The sequence below is a fragment of the Parasphingorhabdus pacifica genome, from assembly GCF_054779195.1.
This window is the reverse complement of record NZ_BAAGYS010000006.1, coordinates 1-22,961: the sequence shown is the minus strand read 5'-3', so window position 1 is coordinate 22,961 and position 22,961 is coordinate 1. Positions and strand designations below refer to the sequence as shown.

General features: G+C 68.6%; 24 protein-coding genes and 1 pseudogene. 11 read left to right on the top strand and 14 right to left on the bottom strand.

Annotated features, from left to right (window positions below; translation table 11 throughout):
• Window positions 1-175 precede the first annotated feature (175 nt).
• The gene (locus ACYVAN_RS06190) at window positions 176-1,609 is read right to left on the bottom strand and encodes an MBOAT family O-acyltransferase (protein ID WP_460956593.1); all 1,434 of its coding nucleotides are present in this window, start codon (window positions 1,607-1,609) and stop codon (window positions 176-178) included.
• Between the two features lie 158 nt (window positions 1,610-1,767).
• Between ACYVAN_RS06190 and ACYVAN_RS06185 the strand changes: the two genes are divergently transcribed.
• Window positions 1,768-2,775 carry a phospholipid scramblase-related protein gene (locus tag ACYVAN_RS06185; protein WP_460956592.1) on the top strand — a complete coding sequence of 336 codons (1,008 nt, stop codon included), beginning with the start codon at window positions 1,768-1,770 and terminating at the stop codon, window positions 2,773-2,775.
• Window positions 2,776-2,896: 121 nt separating this feature from the next.
• On the opposite strand, the gene ACYVAN_RS06180 is transcribed toward ACYVAN_RS06185, so the two are convergent.
• From ACYVAN_RS06180 to ACYVAN_RS06145, 8 genes are all read right to left on the bottom strand, one after another.
• Window positions 2,897-3,229: a putative quinol monooxygenase gene (locus tag ACYVAN_RS06180; protein WP_460956591.1), complete on the bottom strand. Its 333-nt coding sequence runs from the start codon at window positions 3,227-3,229 to the stop codon at window positions 2,897-2,899.
• Window positions 3,230-3,441: 212 nt separating this feature from the next.
• A complete protein-coding gene (gene rlmB, locus ACYVAN_RS06175) occupies window positions 3,442-4,389 on the bottom strand; it encodes a 23S rRNA (guanosine(2251)-2'-O)-methyltransferase RlmB (RefSeq protein WP_460956590.1) in 948 nt (315 codons plus the stop codon).
• Between the two features lie 3 nt (window positions 4,390-4,392).
• Complete coding sequence (gene cysS / locus ACYVAN_RS06170; RefSeq protein WP_460956588.1) at window positions 4,393-5,787, bottom strand: cysteine--tRNA ligase; 1,395 nt, start codon at window positions 5,785-5,787, stop codon at window positions 4,393-4,395.
• Between the two features lie 33 nt (window positions 5,788-5,820).
• A complete protein-coding gene (locus ACYVAN_RS06165) occupies window positions 5,821-6,534 on the bottom strand; it encodes an HAD family hydrolase (protein ID WP_460956586.1) in 714 nt (237 codons plus the stop codon).
• A gap of 108 nt (window positions 6,535-6,642) precedes the next feature.
• Entirely contained in the window at window positions 6,643-6,840 is a 198-nt protein-coding gene (locus tag ACYVAN_RS06160) for a hypothetical protein (RefSeq protein WP_460956584.1), read from the bottom strand.
• Window positions 6,841-7,037: 197 nt separating this feature from the next.
• On the bottom strand, window positions 7,038-7,523 hold the full coding sequence (gene ispF / locus ACYVAN_RS06155; RefSeq protein WP_460956582.1) for a 2-C-methyl-D-erythritol 2,4-cyclodiphosphate synthase: 486 nt from the start codon (window positions 7,521-7,523) through the stop codon (window positions 7,038-7,040).
• Window positions 7,520-8,272, bottom strand: a complete 753-nt coding sequence (gene ispD, locus ACYVAN_RS06150) for a 2-C-methyl-D-erythritol 4-phosphate cytidylyltransferase (protein ID WP_460956580.1) — start codon at window positions 8,270-8,272, stop codon at window positions 7,520-7,522. The genes ispF and ispD overlap by 4 nt, the downstream gene beginning before the upstream one ends.
• Complete coding sequence (locus tag ACYVAN_RS06145; RefSeq protein ID WP_460956578.1) at window positions 8,269-8,757, bottom strand: CarD family transcriptional regulator; 489 nt, start codon at window positions 8,755-8,757, stop codon at window positions 8,269-8,271. Before ACYVAN_RS06145 ends, ispD begins: the two co-directional genes overlap by 4 nt.
• 310 nt (window positions 8,758-9,067) lie before the next feature.
• Here ACYVAN_RS06145 and ACYVAN_RS06140 point away from each other — a divergent pair, with 310 nt between their 5' ends.
• Together ACYVAN_RS06140 and radA are read left to right on the top strand one after the other, a co-directional pair.
• The gene (locus tag ACYVAN_RS06140; protein WP_460956576.1) at window positions 9,068-9,652 is read left to right on the top strand and encodes a copper chaperone PCu(A)C; all 585 of its coding nucleotides are present in this window, start codon (window positions 9,068-9,070) and stop codon (window positions 9,650-9,652) included.
• 255 nt (window positions 9,653-9,907) lie between these two features.
• On the top strand, window positions 9,908-11,287 hold the full coding sequence (gene radA, locus ACYVAN_RS06135) for a DNA repair protein RadA (protein WP_460956574.1): 1,380 nt from the start codon (window positions 9,908-9,910) through the stop codon (window positions 11,285-11,287).
• Between the two features lie 38 nt (window positions 11,288-11,325).
• On the opposite strand, the gene ACYVAN_RS06130 is transcribed toward radA, so the two are convergent.
• Window positions 11,326-11,916 carry a hypothetical protein gene (locus ACYVAN_RS06130; RefSeq protein ID WP_460956572.1) on the bottom strand — a complete coding sequence of 197 codons (591 nt, stop codon included), beginning with the start codon at window positions 11,914-11,916 and terminating at the stop codon, window positions 11,326-11,328.
• Window positions 11,917-11,994: 78 nt separating this feature from the next.
• On the opposite strand from ACYVAN_RS06130, the gene ACYVAN_RS06125 reads away from it, so the two are divergent.
• The 3 genes from ACYVAN_RS06125 to ACYVAN_RS06115 all read left to right on the top strand — a co-directional run bounded on the left by ACYVAN_RS06125 (window position 11,995) and on the right by ACYVAN_RS06115 (window position 13,985).
• On the top strand, window positions 11,995-12,495 hold the full coding sequence (locus tag ACYVAN_RS06125; RefSeq protein WP_460956570.1) for a beta-class carbonic anhydrase: 501 nt from the start codon (window positions 11,995-11,997) through the stop codon (window positions 12,493-12,495).
• Window positions 12,496-12,585: 90 nt separating this feature from the next.
• Window positions 12,586-13,470 (top strand): HhH-GPD family protein, encoded by an 885-nt coding sequence (locus ACYVAN_RS06120; protein WP_460956568.1) that lies wholly within the window; start codon window positions 12,586-12,588, stop codon window positions 13,468-13,470.
• On the top strand, window positions 13,470-13,985 hold the full coding sequence (locus ACYVAN_RS06115) for a 2'-5' RNA ligase family protein (RefSeq protein WP_460956566.1): 516 nt from the start codon (window positions 13,470-13,472) through the stop codon (window positions 13,983-13,985). The genes ACYVAN_RS06120 and ACYVAN_RS06115 overlap by 1 nt, the downstream gene beginning before the upstream one ends.
• 46 nt (window positions 13,986-14,031) lie before the next feature.
• On the opposite strand, the gene ACYVAN_RS06110 is transcribed toward ACYVAN_RS06115, so the two are convergent.
• The gene (locus ACYVAN_RS06110) at window positions 14,032-14,772 is read right to left on the bottom strand and encodes a SpoIID/LytB domain-containing protein (RefSeq protein WP_460956564.1); all 741 of its coding nucleotides are present in this window, start codon (window positions 14,770-14,772) and stop codon (window positions 14,032-14,034) included.
• A gap of 194 nt (window positions 14,773-14,966) precedes the next feature.
• Between ACYVAN_RS06110 and ACYVAN_RS06105 the strand changes: the two genes are divergently transcribed.
• Genes ACYVAN_RS06105 through ACYVAN_RS06090 form a run of 4 tightly spaced genes read left to right on the top strand, consistent with a single transcriptional unit; the run spans window position 14,967 to window position 18,780 of the window.
• The gene (locus ACYVAN_RS06105) at window positions 14,967-15,674 is read left to right on the top strand and encodes a P-loop NTPase family protein (protein ID WP_460956562.1); all 708 of its coding nucleotides are present in this window, start codon (window positions 14,967-14,969) and stop codon (window positions 15,672-15,674) included.
• Window positions 15,671-17,611 (top strand): YhgE/Pip family protein, encoded by a 1,941-nt coding sequence (locus ACYVAN_RS06100; RefSeq protein WP_460956560.1) that lies wholly within the window; start codon window positions 15,671-15,673, stop codon window positions 17,609-17,611. Before ACYVAN_RS06105 ends, ACYVAN_RS06100 begins: the two co-directional genes overlap by 4 nt.
• A 33-nt stretch (window positions 17,612-17,644) precedes the next feature.
• Window positions 17,645-17,953, top strand: coding sequence for an antibiotic biosynthesis monooxygenase family protein (locus tag ACYVAN_RS06095; protein WP_460956557.1), 309 nt, complete (start codon window positions 17,645-17,647; stop codon window positions 17,951-17,953).
• A gap of 2 nt (window positions 17,954-17,955) precedes the next feature.
• Window positions 17,956-18,780, top strand: coding sequence for an SIR2 family NAD-dependent protein deacylase (locus ACYVAN_RS06090; protein WP_460957786.1), 825 nt, complete (start codon window positions 17,956-17,958; stop codon window positions 18,778-18,780).
• 24 nt (window positions 18,781-18,804) lie between these two features.
• On the opposite strand, the gene ACYVAN_RS06085 is transcribed toward ACYVAN_RS06090, so the two are convergent.
• On the bottom strand, window positions 18,805-19,824 hold the full coding sequence (locus tag ACYVAN_RS06085; protein WP_460956555.1) for an endonuclease/exonuclease/phosphatase family protein: 1,020 nt from the start codon (window positions 19,822-19,824) through the stop codon (window positions 18,805-18,807).
• Between the two features lie 224 nt (window positions 19,825-20,048).
• On the opposite strand from ACYVAN_RS06085, the gene ACYVAN_RS06080 reads away from it, so the two are divergent.
• Entirely contained in the window at window positions 20,049-20,810 is a 762-nt protein-coding gene (locus ACYVAN_RS06080) for a DedA family protein (RefSeq protein WP_460956553.1), read from the top strand.
• Window positions 20,811-20,813: 3 nt separating this feature from the next.
• Here the strand turns inward: ACYVAN_RS06080 and ACYVAN_RS06075 are convergent, their stop codons facing one another.
• Together ACYVAN_RS06075 and ACYVAN_RS06070 are read right to left on the bottom strand one after the other, a co-directional pair.
• Complete coding sequence (locus ACYVAN_RS06075) at window positions 20,814-22,370, bottom strand: SLC13 family permease (RefSeq protein ID WP_460956551.1); 1,557 nt, start codon at window positions 22,368-22,370, stop codon at window positions 20,814-20,816.
• 226 nt (window positions 22,371-22,596) lie between these two features.
• Window positions 22,597-22,961: pseudogene (locus tag ACYVAN_RS06070) on the bottom strand (hypothetical protein); the annotation flags it as partial.

The window sequence follows — 22,961 nt, the reverse complement described above, 5'->3', positions numbered from 1 at the left end:
GTTGTTTGAACCCTCGCAGCATATCCATCGCGTCCACTCGACCGGCACCACCATCGCCAACCGGGCGCGGTGTCTATCCAATAAGGAGTATTTGGGGGAAGGCCGTCACCCCGCAGGACGCATCTGAGTCAGCGCGTGCCGAGTCCCGGCCCCCCGGATGGTCCAGCGGCCACCCCTAGAACTGGTAGTACAGGAAGGGGCTGAAGGAGCCGGTGGCGACGAGGAGGCCGGAATAGGCCAGGCCCGCGGTCATGGTTCCGATCCGGAGCGCGTTGGCGTAGCGGCCGCGGGCCGACTCCAGGAACGCGCCGGTGCCCGCGTTGGCGGGCAACACCACGACCGCCATCGCGAGCAGCAACAGGAACAGGCGCTGGTTGGACAGCGAAGCCGCCACGATGTCGGTCAGCCCGGACAGGTCCGGCACGAGCATGTGGCCGAACATCGTGAACGCCGCACCCATGTCGGCCGCGCGGAAGAACACCCAGCCGATGACGACCAGCAGCAGCGTCAACACCCGGCGCCCGAGCACGGCCAGCGGTTCCGACGGTGCCCCGGCGAGGCCGAACGCGCGCTCGACCACCAGCAGCGCGCCGTGGAACAACCCCCACACCAGGTAGTGCCATTCGGCACCGTGCCAGAAACCGGTGAGCGCGAAGATGATCGCCAGGTTGAGGTACGTGCGGGCGAGTCCGTTCCGGTTGCCGCCGAGCGGGATGTAGACGTAGTCGCGGAACCAACGGGACAGCGACATGTGCCAGCGCCGCCAGAACTCCGTGACCGTCACCGAGGAATACGGGCGTGCGAAGTTCTCCGGCAGGCGGAACCCCAACATGCGCCCCAGCCCGATCGCCATGTCCGAGTATCCGGAGAAGTCGAAGTACAGCTGCGCCGTGAACGCGATCGCACCGAGCCAGGCGATCGCGAAGCTCATGTCGTCGGCGGGAGTCCCGAAGCACGCGGCGACCAGCGGAGCCAGGCTGTCGGCGACCACGACCTTCTTCGTCAGCCCCCACGCGAACCGGGGAAATCCGGACGCGATGTCGTCGAGCCGATGGGTCCGCCGTTGCGGCAACTGATCGGCGATCTCCCGGTACCGGACGATCGGTCCCGCCACCAGCTGGGGAAACATCGAGATGTAGGTGACGAACGAGACCGGGTCGCGCAGGGCCGGGCGTTCTCCCCGATAGATGTCCACCACATAGGAGATGTGGTGGAACGTGTAGAACGAGATCCCGATCGGCACTGCCATCTGCAGCACCGGGCTGCTCCCGCCGAACCAACCCGCCAGGACCGCGATCTGCTCGGTGGCGAACCCGGCGTACTTCCACACCGCCAGGATCGACACGTTGAACCCGACCACGCCGATCAGCAGATACCTGCGCCGATCGTTGGCGGCTCGCCACTCGTCCGGTTCCAGATGTCGGCCGGCGAAGAAGTTCACCACGATGCAGCACAACAGCAGTGCGGTGGTTCCGCCCGCGCCGCTGGCGTAGAAGAGCAAGCTCGCCACCGCGACCACGGTGTTGCGCGCGGCGCGCGGCGCGATCAGCACGACCACCAGTAGTGCGGGCAGGAAGTACCAGAGGAAGAGCGGACTTGCGAAGGACATGTGTGCGGGGCCTCAGGCTGTGCGGGAGGCCCGTGCCTCCCCTGTTCTCCAGCGGAACTCTAGCCGAGCGAACGCCGCTACATCCCCCGAACGGTTGATATTCGCACGCTTGCCATTTCCCCGGACGGAGGGTCGCCAGGCGATCTACCCTGGGGTCCATGAACGCCTCGCCCCCGCCCGGCTGGTATCCCGACCAAGCGGATCAGCGGTACGTTCGCTGGTGGGACGGCATGCAATGGAGCCAGCACGTGCAGCCGGCAGCTCAGCAACGGCCGCCGCCACCGCAGCCCGGTCACCCCCAGCAGGCGGGCCATTCCCAGCAACAGGCGGGCCATTCCCAGCAACAGGCGGGACCTGCACAGCAGCAGCCCGGCCATCCACAGCCCGGCCAACAGCACCCGGCTCAGCAATATCCGGCGCAGCAGCACCCGGCGCAGGCGGGACCAGCTCAGGCGGAACCGGCGGGTAGTGGCGGCGTTTCGGACATCGAGCTGGCGATGGGCGGAACCGGCGACGCCGCGCAGATCCAGCAGCAGGTGCAGCAACGTGCCGGTGTCGGCGGTCCGGTCGCCGGCGGCGGGGGCACGCTGTTCACCGAACCCGTCCTGGTGATCAACCAGCAGGCCAAGCTCATCGAGATGTCCAACGAGTACGCCGTCTACGACCAGAGCGGCAACCAGCTCGGTTCGGTCCTGCAGACCAACCAGAGCGGGGCGCAGAAGGCGCTGCGCCTGTTCTCCAAGATGGACTCGATGATGACCGTGCAGCTGGAGATCCGCGACATCGCGGGGAACCCGCTGCTGAAGCTGACCCGCCCCGCGACGATGTGGAAATCCACCGTGCACGTGCAGCGGCCGGACGGTTCCCCCATCGGCGACATCCGCATGGAGAAGATCTGGGGCAAGGTCCGGTTCGCGTACGAGGTGGGTGGTCAGCGCATCGGCGGCATGAACGCCCTGAACCTGCGCGCACGGGAACTCAGCCTCGTCGACCACCAGGAAACCGAGCTCGGGCGGATCACCAAGACCTGGCAGGGGCTGGCGAAGGCGTTCACCACCGCCGACAACTACGTCCTGCAGCTCCACCGGCCACTGCCCGACCCGCTGGCGAGCATGGTCGTCGCCTCGGCACTGACCGTCGACACGGTGCTGCAACAGCAGCAGTAGGCAGCAACGGGAGCAGTAGCCGGTCGCCGGGCGTAGCGGCCGGTCGCGGGAACGGACCGGAAAACCCGTTGCGACGCCCGGTGCCGTCCGCGGGGCACCGGCGTCACACCGGTCGACGGGCTCAGTTGCCCGCCGGAACCTCCATCTCGCCGAGCAGCGACCAGTCGTCCTGGTCGACGGTCGTGTTGACGACCCGAGGTGTCTCGACGAGGTGCGGCGGCAGCGTCTGCTGCGCCTTCTTGAAGTGATCCGACTGCACGTGCGCCGCGCCGGCATCCCCGTCCCGGAAGGCCTCGACCAGCACGTACTCGTTCGGGTCCTCGATGCTGCGCGACCAGTCGAACCAGAGGCAACCGGCTTCGGCGCGTGTGGCCTCGGTGAACTCGGCGGCGATCTCCGGCCAGCGGTCGGCGTCTTCCGGACGCACCTGGAACTTGGCGGTAATGAAGATCATGACAACCTCTCGTACTCGACTATCGATCGTGCGACGCTGATACCGCTGCCGGCGCATGATCATGCACTGCGGTCGATCATGCACTGCGGTCGATCATGCACTGCGGCTGCTGATGGTGCCGCGCGGTATCGAATCCGCGCGGGGACGAATCCACGCCGGGACGAATCCACGCCGGGACGAATCCGCGCGGAACCGACCCGGCCGGAGCGAGGTCAGCGCAACCGGCGCCGACGAGCGACCTCGGAAAGAACCACTCCGGCCGCCACCGACGCGTTGAGCGATTCGACCATCCCGTTCATCGGAATCGACACCGTCTGATCGCAGGTTTCCCGCACCAACCGCGACAACCCGCGGCCTTCCGAACCGACCACGACCACCAACGGCTCGGTGGCCAGTTCCAGGTCGTCCGAAGTGATGTCCGCATCCGCATCCAGACCCACCACCATGAGTCCCTCGGACTTGAGCTCCTTCAGCGTCCTGGTGAGGTTGGCCGCCCGGGCCACCGGGATCTGCGCCGCGGTACCCGCGCTGCTGCGCCACGCGACCGCCGTCAGCCCGGCGCTGCGCCGCTGCGGCAGGATCACACCGTGCGCGCCGAAAGCCGCCGCGGAACGGATCACCGCACCGAGGTTGCGCGGATCGGTCACCCCGTCCAGCGCGACCAGCAGCGGCGCCCGTCCCGAATCACGGGCGGCGTTCAACGCGTCGCCGGGGTGCGCGTAGTCGTAGGGTGGCACCTTCAGCGCCATGCCCTGGTGCAGCGCCCCGCCGGTCATCCGGTCCAGCTCGTTGCGCTGCACCTCGACCACCGAGATCCCGCGGTCGGCCGCGCCCTGCACGGCCTCCTTCACCCGATCGTCGGTGTCGATGCCGTACGCGACGTAGAGCCCGGTCGCGGGAACACCGGCGCGGACGCACTCCGCGACCGGATTCCGGCCCGCGATCATCTCCGGCGCCTCGACCGACTTCTCGCGGCGGTTCTGCTGGGCCTTCTGCGCGTCGGCGCGACGCTTGGCCGGGTGAGTGACCCGGTTCTCCGCCTTCGGCGTCGGCCCCTTGCCCTCGAGGCCCTTCCGCCGTTGACCACCGGAGCCGACGACCATGCCCTTCTTCGTCCCGGGCTTGCGCTTCGCTCCGCGGCGCTTGTCGTTGCCTGCCACGTGTTACCCGTCTTTCAATGTCCACATCGGGCCGTCGGGTGTGTCCTCGACGGCAATACCGCTGGCCTGCAGCCGGTCGCGCACCAGGTCGGCGGTGGCGAAATCGCGCTCCGCCCTGGCTTGCTTCCGCTGTTCCAGCATGTTCCCGACCAGCTCGTCCAGCGCGCGGTACGCGGCGTCGTCGGCCCCCGAATCGTCGGCCCACTGCTCGGAGAGCGGGTCGAGACCGAACACGTCGGTCATGGCCCGCACGGAGGCGGCCGCGTTCCGGGCCACCTCGTCCTCACCCCGATCCAGCGCGGCGTTGCCCTCGCGAACGAGGTTGTGCACCGCGGCCATCGCCTGCGGGGTCGACAGGTCGTCGTCCATCGCCGAGGTGAACTCCGCGGGCAACGGGCCATGTCCGACGCTGCCCGCACGCTGCGAAACCCGCCGCACGAACGATTCGATGCGCCGGTAGGTGGCCACCGCTTCGGCCAGCGCGGGCTCGGAGAACTCGAGCGTCGAGCGGTAGTGCGGAGTGACCAGGTAGTAGCGGACCTCGGCCGCCCGAGCGCGCTGCAGCACGGCCGGAATGTTCAGGGTGTTCCCGAGCGATTTGGACATCTTCTCGCCGCTCATGGTGACCCACGCGTTGTGCATCCAGTACCGCGCGAACCCGTCGCCCGCCGCGGTCGACTGGGCGAGCTCGTTCTCGTGGTGGGGGAAGACCAGGTCGAGCCCCCCACCGTGGATGTCGAACTCGCTGCCGAGGTAGTAGGTCGCCATCGCAGAGCACTCCAGGTGCCAGCCGGGCCGTCCGGCTCCCCAGGGCGTCGCCCAGCTCGGCTCGTCGGGCTTGGCGCTCTTCCACAGCGTGAAGTCCCGGGCGTCGCGCTTGCCCTCGATCGAGCTCTCGCCCTGCTGCACCTCTTCGGGCCGCTGACCGGAGAGTGCGCCGTACTGGTCGATGGAGCCCACCGAGAAATAGACGTCTCCACCGACGACCGGGTAGGCGTGGCCGCGGTCGATGAGCCGCGTGATCAACTCGATCATCTGCGGGATGTGCCCGGTCGCGCGCGGCAGCGCCGACGGCGGCAGACAGCCGAGCTGGTCGTAGGCCCGCTCGAAGGCTCGCTCGTGGGTGGCCGCCCATTCCCACCACGGCCTGCCCGCTTCGGCGGCCTTGGTGAGGATCTTGTCGTCGATGTCGGTGACGTTTCGGACGAGGCGGACGTCGTAGCCGGTGTGCTGGAGCCACCGTCGCAACACGTCGAAGTTCAGCCCACTGCGCACGTGGCCGATGTGCGGGACGCCCTGCACCGTGGCACCACAGACGTAGATCGACGCCACTCCGTCGCAGCGCGGGTGGAATTCGCGCATCGTGCGGGTCGCGGTGTCATGTAGCTGCAGGCTCACACCGCGATGGTACGGGGATACCCCGACCGTGAATCACAACAGGGGCGGTTGGTCAAGGCTCGCGGCGACGCCGTGGTCGGCGAGAACGGTCAGCAAGGAGTCCGGGCGCTCGGTCGTGGGGTCCGGACGGACCATCGCGAACTCGCAACCGACGCCCGCCGCGCCGCCGTCCGCCTCCGGGCTGTCACCCACCATGAGTGCTTCCTCGGGCTCCACACCCAGCCTGTGGCAGGTGTTGAGGAACAGCGCAGGCTCAGGCTTGATCATGCCCTCGACGTAGGAGAGCACGTACTCGTCGACCAGGTCCCCGACGCCGATCCGGTCGAAGGCGGGCCGGATGTCGAACGCGATGTTGCTGACCACCGCGACCCGGACGTCCGCCGCGCGCAACCGGCGCAGCGCTTCGACGGTGTCGGGGTAGGGCGTCCAGCAGGACGGATCGACGAGCCGTTCGTACAGCCCGAGGGCCTGCTCGGGGACCGTGATGCCGGACTGGCGCAGCACTTCCAGGTAAACCTTGCGGTGCAGCCGCTGGTCGAGATCGCGGTTGACCCACGCGTGCTGGTACTCGGCGTCCAAGTCGACGACCTGGCCGACCGGCGCCGTCATCCGGCGCATCAGCTCGGCCTGCGCGGACACGTCCAGCGGACGGCCGTTCTCGTCGGTGATGCCTGTCAGCCACGACTCGTCCTGTTCGAGGCGGAACAGGGTGCCGGAGAAGTCGAAGAGCACTGCGCGCACGGTCACCGGCACACTGTATTAAAGGCCGTCACCACGACGGCACTCGCGTCCGCGCACACCTCCCGACACCCCCGATCTCGACTCCGCCGCGGAGCGAGGACCCGTGGTAGGGCATCAGCACCGGCTCGTCTCCCGGCGCAACGGCGCCACGATCGCGAAGACGCACAGCAGAGTGCTCACCCAGAGCACCAGGACCGCGAGGGCGAGGCCGATGCCCCCACCCGGAGACCACACCCACCACGCTCCCGGCCACGCGATCACCGGTTGCGCGAGCAGCAGGCCGCGTACCCACCGTTTCTGATCGATCACCATGTGTGCATGATGACCTGTGGTGCGGGGTTGCGCCTAGGGAGCCCGCCCCGAGCTTTCCCGGACTTCTTCCCCTGGTCGCAATGGGTTAACCGGGCACTCCGGGGACCCCGTCGGTGATCGTCCCAGTCCAGCTTCCGCCAGGTCGAGCCCGCAGGTCGAGCCCGCCGGGTCGAGCCCACCAGGTCGAGGCCGCCGGGTCAGGCCGCCGGGAAGACGAGCGCGGTCGCGATGGCGGCGATTCCTTCACCACGGCCGGTGAGCCCCAGCCCGTCGGTGGTCGTTCCCGATACCGATACCGGCGACCCGATCGCTTGCGACAGCACCCGCTGCGCCTCTTCGCGGCGCTTGCCGATGCGGGGTGCATTGCCGATCACCTGGACCGATGCGTTGCCGACCCGGAATCCGGCCGCGATGACCCGCTGCCGCACCTCCACGAGTAGCTCGGTGCCGAGCGCGCCGGACCAGCGGTCGTCGTCGGTGCCGAACACCGTGCCGAGATCTCCGAGGCCCGCGGCGGAGAGCACCGCATCGCACACCGCGTGCGCGGCGACGTCACCGTCCGAATGGCCCGCACAGCCGTCGGATTCCGGCCACAGCAGCCCCGCGACCCGGCACTCGCGGCCGCGTTCGATCGGATGAACATCGACGCCCTGCCCGATCCTCGGCACCCCGAACTCGGTCACGCGTGCTCTCCCGTCGGTTCCTCATCGGACACGAGCTCATCGGGCACGCGCTCGGCCAGCACGGCCTCGGCCACGGCGAGGTCGAACGCTGTCGTGACCTTCAACGAATCGGTGTGGCCTGCAACCGTGGAGACCGGCTCACCCAGCCGTTCCACCAGCCCGGCGTCGTCCGTGGTGGCGTCCTCGGCCGCCGCGTACGCCGCGCGGAGGACGTCTACGGCGAACCCCTGCGGGGTCTGCACCGCCCTGAGCCGGGAACGGTCCACCGTCGCCGACACCGCACCCGTGCCGTCGACTTCTTTGATCGTGTCCGCGACGGGCAGCACCGGCACCACCGCCGGGGCTCCCCGCTCGACCGCCCGGACCACATCACGGACGACCGAAACGGGCGTGAATGCGCGCGCCGCGTCGTGCACGAGCACGATGCGGGCTTCGGGGATGACACGTTCGGCTTCGGAGAGGGCTCGCCGCACGGAGTCGGTGCGGTCAGCACCGCCCGGCACGACGAGCACCCGGGGCGCGAGCGAGGCGAGCTCGACCTCGACCACGTTCACCTGGTCGACCGGAGCCGCCACCACGACGCGCTCCACGCGGCCGGAATCGAGCAGACCCCGGACCGCGCGCAGCAACAACGACTCACCCTGGACTCGAACCAGGGCTTTGGGCATCCCCGCCCCCAGGCGAACACCACTCCCGGCTGCGGGTACGAGTGCGACGACCTTCACACCGTGCGAATTCGCGGTGGTCACACCGCTGTGGTGAGTACTTCGTCCAGCAAAGTCTCGGCCTTGCCTTCGTCAGTGCCTTCCGCGAGCGCCAATTCGCTGACCAGTATTTGACGAGCTTTCGCCATCATCCGCTTCTCGCCCGCCGACAGGCCACGATCTTTTTCGCGTCGCCAGAGGTCGCGCACCACTTCGGCCACCTTGTTCACATCGCCGGAGGCGAGCTTCTCCAGGTTGGCCTTGTACCGTCGGGACCAGTTGGTTGGTTCCTCGGTGTGGGGAGCACGCAGCACGTCGAAGACATGATCGAGACCCTCCTGGCCGACTACGTCCCGAACGCCGACGATCTCGGCGTTGTCCGCGGGAACACGCACGGTCAAGTCACCCTGCGCGACCTTGAGGACGAGGTACTGCTTCTCCTCGCCCTTGATCACACGAGTCTCGATTGCTTCGATGAGCGCGGCACCGTGATGCGGGTAGACGACGGTCTCTCCGACCTTGAAAACCATGTGTCCTCTGCCCCTTTCGCTCAGCCTAGTTTAGCACGTACGAGATGGCGACCTCGACCACCTAGCTGTCCGTATTCGCAGGTCAGAAGCTAGGATGGGGTTGACAAACAACCGTTTCCCGTGCATGGAGCGACTGGGCGAACTCCCTCGGTGATCACGAACCGGGGCCTCGAGGTCCTGGTCCGCGCCACCGCACACGCGGCTCCCGGCACGCCGGCCCGAGCCCGGTCCGGGACCTGGGGGTGGCCCGCGCGGGCGGGACCATTAAGCTCCACACGGTTGTCCGGCAATCAGGAAGGACACTGCAACCGTGAGCCGCCCCCAGCACCACAAGGCCGTTCGCCTGCGGTTGGCTTCTGCCGCACTCGGAATCGGCGCCGCCATCGCACTGACCGGCTGCAGCGCAGGCCAGGTCACCGAGACCGATACCCAAGTCGCAGCCGTCGACGGCGCGAGCGGTGAGACCAACGGGATCGCCGTCCGGGACGCCCAGCTGACCTTCCCGTCGCACGGCAGGACCTACCCCAAGGGCGCATCCGCACCGATGCAGCTCGTCCTGGTCAACGCGAACCTCGAAGCCGATCGACTCGTCGGGGTCAACAGCCCCTACGCCCAGTCGGTGGAGCTCGGCGGCAAGACCGACCTGCCGGGCGAGAGCGCGCTGCACGCCCAGCCCGATGTGCCCGGCACTGCCGGGCAGGCCCCCCAGCCGGCCACAGCGGAAAGCGGCCAGCGCGAAATCAAACTCACGGTGCAGGGCTTGACCCGGGAGATCGGCCCCGGCGTCACGATTCCGGTGACCTTCAAGTTCCAGCACGCAGGCGAGGTGACGGTGCAGGTGCCGATCGGCGCCGACCCGCACCCCCGCCCGGAGGGCGAGCACGGCGGTCACTGACCTGCCATCCGCCCGCGATCGGGCGGCTCAGGAAGCCGGGGTGTGCGCCCCGGTGATCGAGGCTTCGCAGAGCGGGCGCCGGTAACCGGACCTCCGGTTACCGGCGCCCGCTCTGCGCTTTCCGGCACGTGCGGATCCCGCGCCACGCTTTCCCCGTCCACCCTCACCCACCACGCGCCGCGTGTCTTCGTCGGTGCCCACGTGTCTTCGCCGGTGCCTGCGGGCTTCGTCGGTGCCTGCGGATAGCCTCGCGCCGTGCCACCGAAGAACGCGCGTACCGCCCGCCCCGGATTCCGCTGCGCCGACTGCGGCCACGAGGTCGCGAAGTGGGTCGGTTGCTGCCCCGGCTGCCAGGCATGGGGAACCGTCGAGGAGGCCACACCCGCCCGCTCGGCGCGCTCCGGCGTCTCCGCGGGCGCACCCAGCACCCCCGCGCGGCCGATCGCCGAGGTGGACCTCGATTCGGCACGCGCTGTCTCCACCGGGATCGCCGAGCTGGACCGGGTGCTCGGCGGTGGCGTGGTGCCGGGTGCGGTGGTGCTGCTCGCGGGCGAACCGGGCGTCGGCAAGTCGACGCTGCTGCTCGAAGTGGCCTTCCGATGGGCGAAGGAGGAAGCCAGCGGACCGTCGCTGTACGTCACCGGCGAGGAGTCGGCGGGCCAGGTCCGCCTCCGGGCCGAACGCACCGATTCGGTGCATTCCGAGCTCTTCCTCGGCGCCGAGAGCGACCTCTCGGCCGTGCTGGGACAGGTCGATTCGGTCAAGCCCGGTCTGTTGATCGTCGACTCGGTCCAGACCGTGCAATCGTCCGAGGCCGATGGCATCCCCGGTGGTGTCACCCAGGTCCGGGCGGTGACGACCGCACTGGTCGCGTTGGCCAAGGAGCGCGGGTTGCCGGTGCTGCTCGTGGGTCACGTGACCAAGGACGGAGCGGTGGCGGGGCCGCGCTCGTTGGAGCACCTGGTGGACGTGGTGCTCAACTTCGAGGGCGATCGGCACTCCTCGCTGCGCATGTTGCGCGGGATCAAGAACCGATTCGGCCCGGCCGACGAAGTCGGCTGCTTCGAGCAGCGGGACGACGGGATCGCCGAGGTCGCCGACCCCTCCGGCCTCTTCCTCAACCGGCAGGAGGCAGCGGTCCCGGGAACCGCCGTGACCGTGATGGTCGAGGGCAAACGACCGCTGCTGGCCGAGGTCCAGGCGCTGGTGACGCCGACGCAGATGACCATGCCGCGCCGCGCGGTCAGCGGTCTCGACTCGGCACGGGTTTCGATGATGCTGGCGGTGCTGGACAAGCGCGGCGGCGTCAAGACCGGCGACCAGGAGGTCTTCGCCGCCACGGTGGGCGGGATGAAGGTCACCGAGCCCGCTGCGGACCTGGCGGTCGCGCTGGCGGTGGCCTCTTCGCGGATGGACGTGCCGTTGCCGCCGAACATGATCGCGATCGGTGAAGTGGGGCTCGCCGGGGAGATCCGTCGGGTCAGCGGGGTGGAACGGCGGCTGGCCGAGGCGGCCCGGCTCGGGTTCGACAGGGCACTCGTGCCGCCCGACTCCGGCTCGTTCCCGAAAGGTCTCGAGGTCAGCGAGGTGCGGGACGTCAAGTCGGCACTGCGCAAGCTCCGCGCGAAGGGCTGATGAGTCGAACGTTCGAACTTCCGTCCACAACGGGAGAATCAGGCGCCACCGGTGAGCCGGAACGGAACGGGCGCGCTGGTGAGGTCACCGAGCTTGGCCACGAGCTGGTACTCGCCCGCGTTCACCGCACGGCGTTCGGTGGGGCAGCCGGGAAGTGAGGTGTGCCCGGACCAGAGGACTTCGGTGTACCTGACTTCGCCAGGTTGCAGGATCGCCGATTGGTTCGTCGTCTCGCCGTAGCAGTCGTTGCTGGACCACAGCCGCCGGCCGTCGGCCGCGGAGACGACCAGCTCGCGCAGCATTCCATCGGTGTCCTGCACGCATTCCACTTCGCCGCCATTGGCCACGGCGATCCGCAGTGGAATCCGCTCGCCGATGGGCACCTCCTGGCGAACCGGTTCGGCCGTCACGCGGACGGCTCCCTCCGCGCAGGGTTTCGGTTCCGGCGGTGGCGCGGATACCGCCACCGGTGGCCGCGGCTGCTCGGCGGGCGCCGGTTCGGGGGCACCGGCGAACAGCAGGAACGCCAACCACACGATGAACAGCACGGCCAACACACCCGTGGCGAGAGCCACCGCACGGCGGCGCCAGTACACTGCCGTCGGCAATGGACCGCTCGGATCAAGCACGGACCGACATTAGCGCGACGGAGCGGCCGAACCGAGGAATCAACCCTCGCTCGATCAGGGGTTAACGGTGGAGGACGAGTGACAGCCAGCGACGACATCGTGGAGCGTAATTCCAGGCACACCCGTGGTCCCGAGGATCGCAACCTGCCTGCCGAGCCTTCTCTTCGGCTGGCCATCGTGACCTGCATGGACAGTCGGATCGACCTGTTCGAGACGCTCGGCTTGCACACCGGCGAGGCCCACATCATCCGGAACGCGGGCGGCGCGGTCACCGACGACGTGATCCGCTCGCTGTCCGTCAGCCAACGCAAGCTCGGCACCCGCGAGATCATGCTGATGCACCACACCCGCTGCGGCATGGCGACGTTCACCGAGGGCGACTTCAAGGACGACCTCGAGCGCGAGACCGGGCAGCGCCCGCACTGGTCGGTGGAGACGTTCGCGGACACGGCCCAGGATGTGCGGCAGTCGATGGAACGGCTCCGGCGCAGCCCCTTCCTGACCGCGACCACGAGCATCCGGGGTTTCGTCAAGGACATCGACACCGGCGCGCTCACCGAGGTCACGACGACGGCGTGAGGTCTGCCCGCGAACGGGCCCCGCGGCCCGGCACCGGTGGCGCCACCGGTGCCGGGTTCCGCGACGGTGCCTGGCAGTATCGGGAACGCCATGAAGACTTCCGCGTTGGATCCCACTGAGCTGATCGACTGGTTCGACACCTCCGCACGAGCGCTGCCCTGGCGCGCACCGGGCACCACTGGGTGGGGTGTGCTGGTCAGCGAGACCATGCTGCAACAGACCCCGGTGGGCCGGGTACAGCCGATCTGGGAGGAGTGGATGGCTCGGTGGCCGCTCCCCTCCGACCTCGCGGCCGCCAGCCAGGCCGATGTGCTGCGCGCATGGGGCAAGCTCGGTTACCCGCGTCGCGCTCTGCGGTTGCACCAGGCGGCGACCGCCATCGCCGAGCAGCACGACGACGTCGTTCCGGCCGATGTGGACACCCTGCTCGAGCTGCCGGGGATCGGCACCTACACCGCCCGCGCGGTTGCCGCGTTCGCCTACGGCAAGCGCGCCCCCGTTGTCGACACCAACGTGCGCCGGGTGGTCGCCCGTGCGGTGCACGCCGCGGGTGATGCGGGCCCGCCGTCGCCGAAGCGGGATCTGGCGGACGTGGACGCGCTGCTGCCCGCCGATGACGCTACGGCGGCGAAGCTGTCGGCTGCGTTGATGGAGCTCGGCCAGGTGGTGTGCACCGTGCGCACCCCGGCTTGCGATTCCTGTCCGATCGCGCACGACTGCGCGTGGCAGCACGCGGGTCGCCCCGCCTACGCGGGACCGGCGAAGAAGGTGCAGAAGTTCGCGGGTACCGATCGGCAGGTGCGCGGGCGGCTGCTGGACGTGTTGCGCGGCGCGCCCGGTGCGGTGACCCGGTCCCAGCTCGACGCGGCGTGGAACGAGGCGGGACAGCGGGACCGCTGTCTGGATTCGCTGCTGGTGGACGGGTTGATCGAGCAGACCGACGATGGCTTGTTCGCCTTGCCCGGTGAGAACTGATGGCGCACGCGCTGGATCTCTTCTTCGACGACTCCGCCGAAGCGGAGATCCGCGCGCTGTGGCGGCTGCTCGACGATGCCGGTGTGCCGAGTCCGGCCGCTCGTGGGGAACGTCCGCACGTCACGCTGGCTCAGGCGGGAACGGTGCCTCCGGGGGTTCGCGGGGCGCTGCGGTCCGAGCTTCGGCTGCTGTCGGTCCCGGAGCTGTGGTTCTACACCCTGGGCACGTTCCCCGCCGAGAGCCCGTCCTTGTTGTTGGGTGCGGTGGTGGACACCGAGCTGCTGGCGGTGCACTCGGCTGTGCACGACGTGTTGGCCGGCAAGGTGAGCCAGCCGTCGGCCTACCATTTCCCCGGTGCTTGGATCCCGCATTGCACCCTGGCCCGGGGGCTGACCGGTGAGCAGCTCTCGACCGGCTTCGCCGCTCTGGGGCCGACCGGTTCGATCCGGGCGTCGATCACCGAGGTGGGGATCACCGACACTCGAACCGGATCGGTGGAGTCACTGCTCGGTTGAACGGAACCCCACCGCCGGTTCAGCGCTCCGAGACCCCACCGCCGGTTCAGCGCACCTCTGATCCGGGGTAGTACATCCGCACGATCTCCTGGGCGGTGCGTCCTTCGCGCGCGCAGGCGCGGGAGCCCCACTGGCTGAGCAGGTCGGGGCGATCCTCCCGACCTGCGCCGCATGCTTCGTCGGTGTTGCCGGTCAGGGTGGCGCGGTAACCGGTCGAGAAGATTTCCCCGTCCTTGCGGGCCGCGAGATTCCAGGTGCTCGTGATGGCGATGTTCGAGGTCAGGGCGTTGTTGCCCGGAATGTAGCGTTGGTAGGCGATGCTGTCGTCGACGTCGTAGCACTCGCCCTCGTACTCGCCGCCCCGCCAGTTCTGCGTCCAGTACCAGGCGTAGTTCTTGACCGCGATGGCTCCGGCCCGGAGGGACTCACCGGGCCAGGTGGCGGGCCATTCACTGGGGAGCACGTCCTGGACGTACTCCCGGAACGGCACGGTGCGAACACCGATTTCGGTCCCGTCCACGCCCCATCCGTCGGAGTCGTGTTCGGCGTGTATGAGTACTCGGATCTCGGACGGTGGTGTCAGGTCCGAGTCGTGTCCGGTGCATTCGCCCGCTGCGATGCGCGGCGCACCGGCCGGGTGGCGGTCACCTGCTGTCGGGGGCACCGCTGCCGCCGGTTCGCCCTGCTCGGGCGGTGTTCCGGCCGCTGACGCGGTTGTGCCGGGAAACCCACCGGCAACCAGCACGAGCAGCATCGTGATCGTTTTCCACCGCGAAGATCGCTCCATTGTGTGGCTCTCCTGCCGTGCGTTGTGGTGAACGACGGTTCGATGTTCACGCCACTGCGCCACGCACGCGCGCGCACCCACGCGTTCGGGGGAATCATCCATTGTGGATACGCGATGGGGCCGGTCCTGCACGAGTTGCCCCGCTGCGCACAAGCAGCCACTTTGGACCGGACGCACCCCTGGTGAGGAGTCCGATGGAAATAGACGGGGCAGACGTTCTCGCCCGTGGAATCACCGCGCTCGGCCCGGAAGGCGTCGTGTTCGAGTACGTCGACGTGCGCGTGGAGCCCGGCGAGCTCGGGGTGGTGGTGGGGTCCGGCCAAACCGGGCGGACTTCGTTGCTGTTCGCCCTCGGTGGTCGGCTGCGGACGATTTCGGGCCATCTGGAAGTTTCTGGATTCGTACTTCCACCAGAAGCTCGGGCGGTGCGCCGACTCATCGCACCCGCAAGACTGCGTCCCGGGTTCGAGCTCGAACCGAAGCAGCGGGTCCGCGAGGCGATCGCCGAACGCCGGATGCTGAGCCGCGTGTCCAACCAGGACATCCACGATGCCTTCGCGCTGGTCGGCATCGACCCCGACCCCGACTGCCCGGTAACCCTGCTGCATCCCGCCGACCAGCTGCTGCTGGCGGTATCCCTGGCCGTCGCCGCGCGACCGGCCGGAATCCTGGTCGACGACGTGGACCTCGGACTCCCCCTCCCGGCCCGCAGCCGCGCATGGTCCGCGTTGCGCGCGATCACCGAAACCGGGATGACCGTGCTGGCCAGTTCGGTGGACCCACCATTCGGCGGTGGCGCCGTACTCATTCGGCTGCCTTACGGCCAACCGGACTTCGACGAGGCCAACGATGACTTTCCGCTGTTCGACCGCACCAAACCGATCACCGAGGACCAACGTTGAAGGCGATCCGACTGGCGTGGCAAGAGCTCCGACGGTTCCGCGGACCGGTCCGCCGCCTCGTGCCCGTCGTGCTCATCCTCGTCCCCACGCTCTACGGCGCCCTCTACCTGTGGGCCAATTGGGACCCCTACGGACGGATGAATCGGATCCCGGTCGCCGTGGTCAACTCCGACCGGCCGGTCAGCTCCAACGGCGAACGGGTCAACGCCGGTGAACAGCTCGTGCAGCAACTCAAGGCCACCGACACGTTCGACTGGCACTTCGTCGACGAACGCGAAGCGCATCGTGGCCTGGTCGAAGGCAACTACTACTTCACGGTGTCCGTCCCATCCGATTTCAGTGCCAAACTCGCCGCCGCGACGCAGAACATGCCGGAACGCGCGGCGATCGAGGTGACCAAGAACGACGCCAACGGCTACATCGCCGGAATCATGGCCGACACCGCGAAGTACCGGCTGCAGAACCAGGTCAACGCCGCCGCGCACACGGCATACGCCAGAGCCCTCTACGGCGAGCTCGGCAGGGCCAGGGACACACTGCTGGTCGCCTCGGAAACCTCGCACCAACTGGTCGAGGGCACCGAGCTGAGCAAGCAGGCGACCGCCGCGCTCACCGGCGGACTCAACGGCATCCGGGACGGCTCGGGACGCATCACGCGCGGAGTTCAGGACGTCTCCGACGCGACAGCACGGCTCGACGACCAGCTCTCCTCCGTCACCGGGTTCGCCGCGCGGGAACTGCCCGGCGCGGTCGACTCGCTCGTCGATGAGAGCAACGGGGCGGTGAACAGCCTCGGCACGATCGCCACCACCACCGAGTTCACCCGCGTCCAAGCGAACCGGAGCGCGACCGCGCTCACCGAACTCGGCGAACAGCACCCGGATCTGCTCCAGGCCCCGGCCTACCGTCGGGCTCTCGACGACGCCCGTGGCCTGGCGTCGGCCACCGCCACCTCCGACCGCGAGGCACAGCGAGCGCTGCGCACCGCCCAGGACGCCAACGATCGCGCGCTCGCGCTGCGTAGCGAGGTCGGATCGCTGCAGGACCGCGTGCGAACCATCGACGCGCCGCTGAACAACCTGCGCTCCGGCACCGCCGAACTGGCGGCGGGCACCCGCGAGGTCACCGGCGGCCTGAGTTCGCTCGCGGCGGGCAGCGGGGTGCTGGAGACCAGCGCCGGACAGCTCAACGACGGCGCCCGAAGGCTGAACGACCTGGTCGACGACTCCCTCAATCGGATACCGCCCACCAATCCCACCGAGGTCGCCCGCGCTTCCGATGTGCTCGGGTCGCCCTCCGAGATCAGAACGAGCAACCTCAACCCGGCCGAGGTCTACGGCAGAGGTCTGGCGCCGTTCTTCTTCGCCATCGCGTTGTGGGTCTTCGGGCTGCTGGCCTACCTGCTGCTCAAACCGATCAACGAACGCGCGCTGGGCAGCAGGGTCAACGCCGGCTCGATCATGATGGCGGGGTTCCTGCCCGCGGCCGCGCTCGGGGTGATCGGCGGCCTGGTTCTGCTCGGAGTAGCCGACCTCGCTCTCGGGCTCGACCCCGAACACCTGTTGTGGACGGTCGGATTGATCGCGCTGGGCGTATCCGCTTTCGTGGCCATCGACCAGTTCCTGCGGGCCTCCCTCGGGGCGATCGGCGCCCTGCTGTCGATGGTGCTGCTGGTCGTGCAGCTCACCGCCAGCGGCGGGATCTTCCCGATGGAGACCACTCCGGTGGCGTTCCAGGCGGTGCACCCGTTCCTGCCGATGACCTACCTAGTGGACGGGCTGCGGGTGACGATCTCCGGGGGCGAGGCCCAGCACCTCCTGCACGACGCGGTGGTGCTGGGCGGCGTCCTGCTGGCGTTCCTGATCATGACGACGATCGTGGCGCAGGCACATCGAACCTGGTCGATGCGGCGACTACGGCCACAGGTCGCGCTGTAGCGGCACCGGCCGGGGCACCCGTACTCTGGTCGCATGGCAGTCGTGAAGATCAACGCGATCGAGGTTCCCGAAGGTCAGGGGCCCGAACTCGAAAAGCGGTTCGCAGGCAGGCACGGCAGTGTGGAGGACTCCCCCGGTTTCCTCGGCTTCGAGCTGCTTCGCCCGACCAACGGTGAGACCAGGTACTTCGTCTACACCAAATGGGAGAGCGAAGAGGCGTTCCAGGCGTGGGCGCAGGGCCCGGCGAAGGAAGCCCACTCCCGCGAGAACAGCAACCCGGTGGCGACCGGCTCGAGCTTGTTGGAGTTCGAGCTCGTGCAGGAGTCGCACCCCTCCAAGTGACGATGAACGCTCTCGACCAAGCAGCCGGGCTGATCTCCGGCGCGGACGCGCTCCTGGTCTGCGCGGGCGCCGGCATGGGAATCGACTCCGGGCTGCCGGACTTCCGGGGCGAATCCGGTTTCTGGCGCGCCTACCCGCCCTACGAACGCCTCGGCCTGAACTTCGCCGACGTCGCGGATCCCGTGCACTTCGCGGAGGATCCCGAGCTGGCCTGGGGCTTCTACGGCCACCGGCTGGACCTGTACCGCCGCACCCGGCCACACCCCGGCTTCGAACTGTTGCGCACCTGGGGCGAACGCACTCCGGGTGGCGTTCGGGTCTTCACGTCCAATGTCGACGGTCAATTCCAGGCCGCCGGTTTCGACGCGGACCACGTCGCCGAGTGCCACGGTTCGATCCACCGCATGCAGTGCACCGAGCCGTGCACCGACGACGTGTGGTCGGCCGAGGACGTCGCCGTGGAGGTCGACACCACCACGATGCGGGCCACCTCGCCGTTGCCGACCTGCAAGGTCTGCGGTCAACTGGCGCGACCGAACATCTGCATGTTCGGGGACTCCAGCTGGGTCGCCATCGACACCCAGCCCACGCTGGACGCGGTGAACACGTGGCGGCGCGAGCACCGCGACGCGCAGCTGGTGGTCGTCGAGATCGGGGCGGGATCCGCCCTGCCGACGGTCCGCCGCTACGCCGAGTTGGCGAGCGCCAGCACGGGTGCGTTGATCCGCATCAACCCTCGCGAACCGGAGGTGCGGCACGAACGCGGAGTGTCGTTGCCCATGGGCGGACTCGATGCCCTTCACGGAATCGACGCGCGGCTGCCGTGACCCGGCCGGGTCACGGCACCACGGTCACGGCACCACTAGGTGGGCGAGCACCGCGCGGTGATCGGTTCCCGCGACGTCGAACGTCCGGTAGTCGCGCGCCACGATCTCACCGCTGATCAGGACGTGGTCGATGGTCACCGGTGGTGACCGCCACCATCGCCGCATCGGCCAGGTCGGGGCGAGACCTCCGCCGGTGACCTCCGCCGCGTCGAGGTAGCCCTGCCCGAGCATCCGGCGCATCGGGGTGTGGTCCAACGTCGCGTTGAAGTCACCCGCGATGACCCTGGGCGTGTCACCGTCCCGCGCAGGAGCGGGGAGATCGCCGATCTCGCGTCGCCACTCGTCGGTGGTGTCCGCCCCGACCGGGATGATCGGATGCGCGGCGACGACCTCGACGTCACCGCCGCCCGGCACACCGACGTGCGCCGAGGGTTGGTGCATCGTGCTCGGGGGCACCAGTGACAGCTCCCTGAGCGGGTGGCGCGCGGCCAGACCGCTGCCTGCTGCCCCTGGGACCGCCTCGAACACCCGGTGCGGCAGTTGCCGGTTCAGACCGGCACGATCCAGCGCGACCGCCATCTCGGGGGTCAGTTCCTGCAAGCTGAGCACATCGACCCGGTTCGCGCGCACGAGGTCGACGATCCGCTCCGCGTTCGCATCGCCGTAGTGCGTATTGATCGACAGCACCCGCAGCGGCGTCCCCTGCGCTGGTGCAGGGACGTCCGGGTCCGGAACGGCTCTCGGCACCACCGAGGTGCCCAGCGCGACCGTGATCACCACGACGGCCGCGGTGGTGAGCCAGCGGCGCAGCAGCAGCGCACCTGTGGCGATCATCACACCAGTCGCCATGGCGTACTGGGTGAGCGCGACCAGCGCCGCACCGAAGCGATACGTGTCGAGGTCGAGGATCGGATGGCAGGCCCACCCCAGGAACCCCAGCGCGAGCAGCACGAGCAGCACGGTGACCGGCGTTCCGCCGGGCGGCCTGCGGGACGGGTGGGGGTCGTCGAATTCTTCGGCCTCACCTGCTCGTGTCAGCCCCACTCCGCCTCACTTCACGTTCGTCGGTTCGGGGAGCGCGAATCGCAGTCCCCTTGCGTGTGTACCTTCGGTGGAGGCAGTCCTGCCACTTCCGCTGGGACGGGAGCAACGCTGCCACAGCGTGCGTCCCGGCCCCGCGGACAACACCCCGGAGGACCACTCCAGCGGGTGCATCACGAGTATGCCGACAACAGACATACGCAGGCCCCGGCCCGCCTTGGAGCAGCATGAACCTCGCGGAAGCAACCACCTCGGCCGAACCCACCGGATTCACCGGCTGGGTGGTGGGCGTGATGGAGGCTCTCGGTGGCCCCGGCGCCGGTCTGATCATCGCGCTGGAGAACGTGTTCCCACCGTTGCCCAGCGAACTCATCCTGCCGCTGGCCGGGTTCACCGCCAGCCAGGGCGGTATGGGGCTGATCAGCGCCATCTTCTGGACCACCCTCGGTTCGCTGGTCGGCGCTCTCGCCCTCTACGGCGTCGGTGCCGGCCTCGGACGCGACCGCACGTACGCGCTGGCCGCCCGGATCCCGCTGGTGAAGCTGTCCGACATCGACCGGACCGAAGCCTGGTTCGTCAAGCACGGCACCAAGGCGGTGTTCTTCGGACGGATGTTGCCGTTGTTCCGCAGCTTCATCTCGATTCCCGCCGGGGTCGAACGCATGCCGATCGGCGCGTTCGCCCTGCTCACCACGGTCGGCAGCCTCTTCTGGAACACCGGATTCGTAGTCGCCGGTTATCTGCTCGGACAGAACTGGCACCTGGTCGAGCAATACGCGGGCGTGTTCTCCAAAGCCGTCCTGGCCACGGTGGTCGTCGCGCTCGGCTACTTCGTCCTCGTCCGGGTGCGGGCGAACCGGCGGGCCGCGCACGCCGAAGCGCCCACCGAACTGATCGGGCAGGTCGACTCCGACGACGCGCCCACCGAGCTGATCGGGCGGATCAGCTCGGACGACGCACCCACCGAACGGTTCGAACGACTGCGCTGACGCTCACCCGAGCGCGATGCCCAGAACCCACACGCCCAATCCGTACACGCTCACCGGGATCAGCACGAGCGCCGTCAGGTTGAGGGTCCAGCCCGCCTTGACCATCTGCGGGATGGTGACGTAGCCCGAACCGAAAACGATCGCGTTGGGCGGCGTAGCCACCGGAAGCATGAACGCGCAGGTCGCGGCGACGGCTGCCGGTACGACGAGCAGCAGCACGTCGATGTTCAGCCCGAGCGCCACCCCGGCCAGGATCGGCAGGAACGTCGCGGCTGTGGCGGTGTTGCTGGTCAGTTCGGTCAGCAGGATCACGGCGATGACCGCGACGACCACCAGCACCACGACCGGCACCCAGCTCAGTGCCCCGACCTGGTTACCGATGAACTGATCCAGTCCGCTCGACTGGATCGCCGAAGCCAGCGAGAGCCCACCGCCGAAGAGCAGCAGCACGCCCCACGGCAGATTCTTCATCGCAGCCCAGTCCAGGGCGAACACGCCCTCGCGGGGATGGATCGGGATCGCGAACAGCACGAGCGCGGCCAGGATGCCGATGCCCGCGTCCGACAGGTTCAGGGCGGGCAGGAGGTCGCTGAGCGGTTTGCGCACGATCCACAGCAGCGCGGTGCAGACGAAGACGATCAGCACGGTCCGCTCCCCGCGCCCCATCGGGCCGAGCTTCGCGAGTTCGCCGCGGAACAGCTCCCGGCCACCGGGGATGTCGGTGAGCGTGGTCCGGAAGATCACGCGGGTCAGCAGGAACCACGCCACCAGCATCAGCACGATGGCCAACGGCAGTCCGAACAGCATCCACTGGCCGAAGCCGATCTCGATGCCGTACGTCTCGGACAGGAATCCGGCCATGAACAGGTTGGGCGGGGTGCCGATCAGCGTCGCGAGCGAACCGATGCTTGCCGAGTAGGCGATCGCCAGCATCAGGCAGGTGGAGAACGTCCTGGCCCCGGACTCGTCCGCGGAGCCCTCGCCACGCAGGTGCTCGAAGACCAGGGTCAGCACCGACATGCCGATGGGCAGCATCAGCACGGTGGTGGCGGTGTTGCTGACCCACATCGACAGGAAGCCGGTCGCCACCATGAAACCACCGACCACGCGGATCGGTCTGGTACCCACCGCCAGCACGGTGCGAAGTGCGATCCGCCGATGCAGCCCCCAGCGCTGCATACCCAGGGCGAGCATGAACCCGCCCATGAAGAGGAAGACGATGTCATTCGCGTAGGGCGCGGTGGCTTCTTCGACATCGCTGACGCCGAGCAGCGGGAACAGCACGATCGGCAGGAGCGCGGTCGCGGCCAACGGCAGTGCCTCGCAGACCCACCAGACCGCCATCAGCACACCGACGGCGGCGGCCCCGCGTCCTTCCGGACTGAGCCCTTCGGTGGGCAGCACGAAATAGGTGATGATCGCCAGGATCGGACCCAGGAATCGGCCGATCCACGCGCGCAGCGAGATCCTGGTCGGCTCCTCGCGTTCACCGATCTCGGGAGTACCGACGCGTCTCGTGTTGTCGTCGTTCGTGGCGCCGTCTTCGTTCGTGTCAGCCATCGCTGCCGCACCCCGGTTATCGTCGTTGATATCCGACTGAGCACACTTCCCGAATTCGGGATAGCGAGCAAACCGGGACGCTAGTCGATCAGTGGAGTGACGCCAAGAGACGCGGCGGCCGCAGCCCGGCTTCGGCCTACCGGACGGTTCGGTGGGCGCCCCCGCGCAGAAGAAAACCCCCGCACCAACGCCGGGTGCGGGGGCATTCTCGAACTCTGTCAGCCGGTCACTCCTGCTCGGAGTTGCCGCCTTCCTGGTTCTGGTTCTCGTCGCGGGAGGAGCCCGCGAGGTCGACGGGCGGGGAGTCCGGCACCAACGACGGCTTGGTTTCGCCTCGGAAGACGAACTGGGCCTGGTCGTCGGGGCCTTCGCCGTCCCAGCCCTCGACATCGACGATGATGATCTGACCCGGCTCGACCTCGCCGAACAGGATCTTCTCGGAGAGCTTGTCCTCGACCTCCCGCTGGATCGTGCGCCGCAGCGGACGGGCACCCAGCACGGGATCGAAACCACGCTTGGCCAACAACTTCTTGGCGTTGTCGGTCAGCTCCAGGGACATGTCCTTGCCCTTGAGCGCGGTCTCCACCCGGC

Bases quoted from the DNA above. Each gene is read 5' to 3' on its own strand.
- ACYVAN_RS06090 (WP_460957786.1), top strand. From the start codon at position 17,956: ATGAACGCTCTCGACCAAGCAGCCGGGCTGATCTCCGGCGCGGACGCG.
- ACYVAN_RS06120 (WP_460956568.1), top strand. From the start codon at position 12,586: ATGAAGACTTCCGCGTTGGATCCCACTGAGCTGATCGACTGGTTCGAC.
- ACYVAN_RS06095 (WP_460956557.1), top strand. From the start codon at position 17,645: ATGGCAGTCGTGAAGATCAACGCGATCGAGGTTCCCGAAGGTCAGGGG.
- ACYVAN_RS06110 (WP_460956564.1), bottom strand. From the start codon at position 14,772: ATGGAGCGATCTTCGCGGTGGAAAACGATCACGATGCTGCTCGTGCTG.
- ACYVAN_RS06190 (WP_460956593.1), bottom strand. From the start codon at position 1,609: ATGTCCTTCGCAAGTCCGCTCTTCCTCTGGTACTTCCTGCCCGCACTA.
- ACYVAN_RS06080 (WP_460956553.1), top strand. From the start codon at position 20,049: ATGAACCTCGCGGAAGCAACCACCTCGGCCGAACCCACCGGATTCACC.
- ACYVAN_RS06075 (WP_460956551.1), bottom strand. From the start codon at position 22,370: ATGGCTGACACGAACGAAGACGGCGCCACGAACGACGACAACACGAGA.
- ACYVAN_RS06115 (WP_460956566.1), top strand. From the start codon at position 13,470: ATGGCGCACGCGCTGGATCTCTTCTTCGACGACTCCGCCGAAGCGGAG.
- ACYVAN_RS06105 (WP_460956562.1), top strand. From the start codon at position 14,967: ATGGAAATAGACGGGGCAGACGTTCTCGCCCGTGGAATCACCGCGCTC.
- ACYVAN_RS06145 (WP_460956578.1), bottom strand. From the start codon at position 8,757: ATGGTTTTCAAGGTCGGAGAGACCGTCGTCTACCCGCATCACGGTGCC.
- ACYVAN_RS06160 (WP_460956584.1), bottom strand. From the start codon at position 6,840: ATGGTGATCGATCAGAAACGGTGGGTACGCGGCCTGCTGCTCGCGCAA.
- ACYVAN_RS06185 (WP_460956592.1), top strand. From the start codon at position 1,768: ATGAACGCCTCGCCCCCGCCCGGCTGGTATCCCGACCAAGCGGATCAG.
- ACYVAN_RS06180 (WP_460956591.1), bottom strand. From the start codon at position 3,229: ATGATCTTCATTACCGCCAAGTTCCAGGTGCGTCCGGAAGACGCCGAC.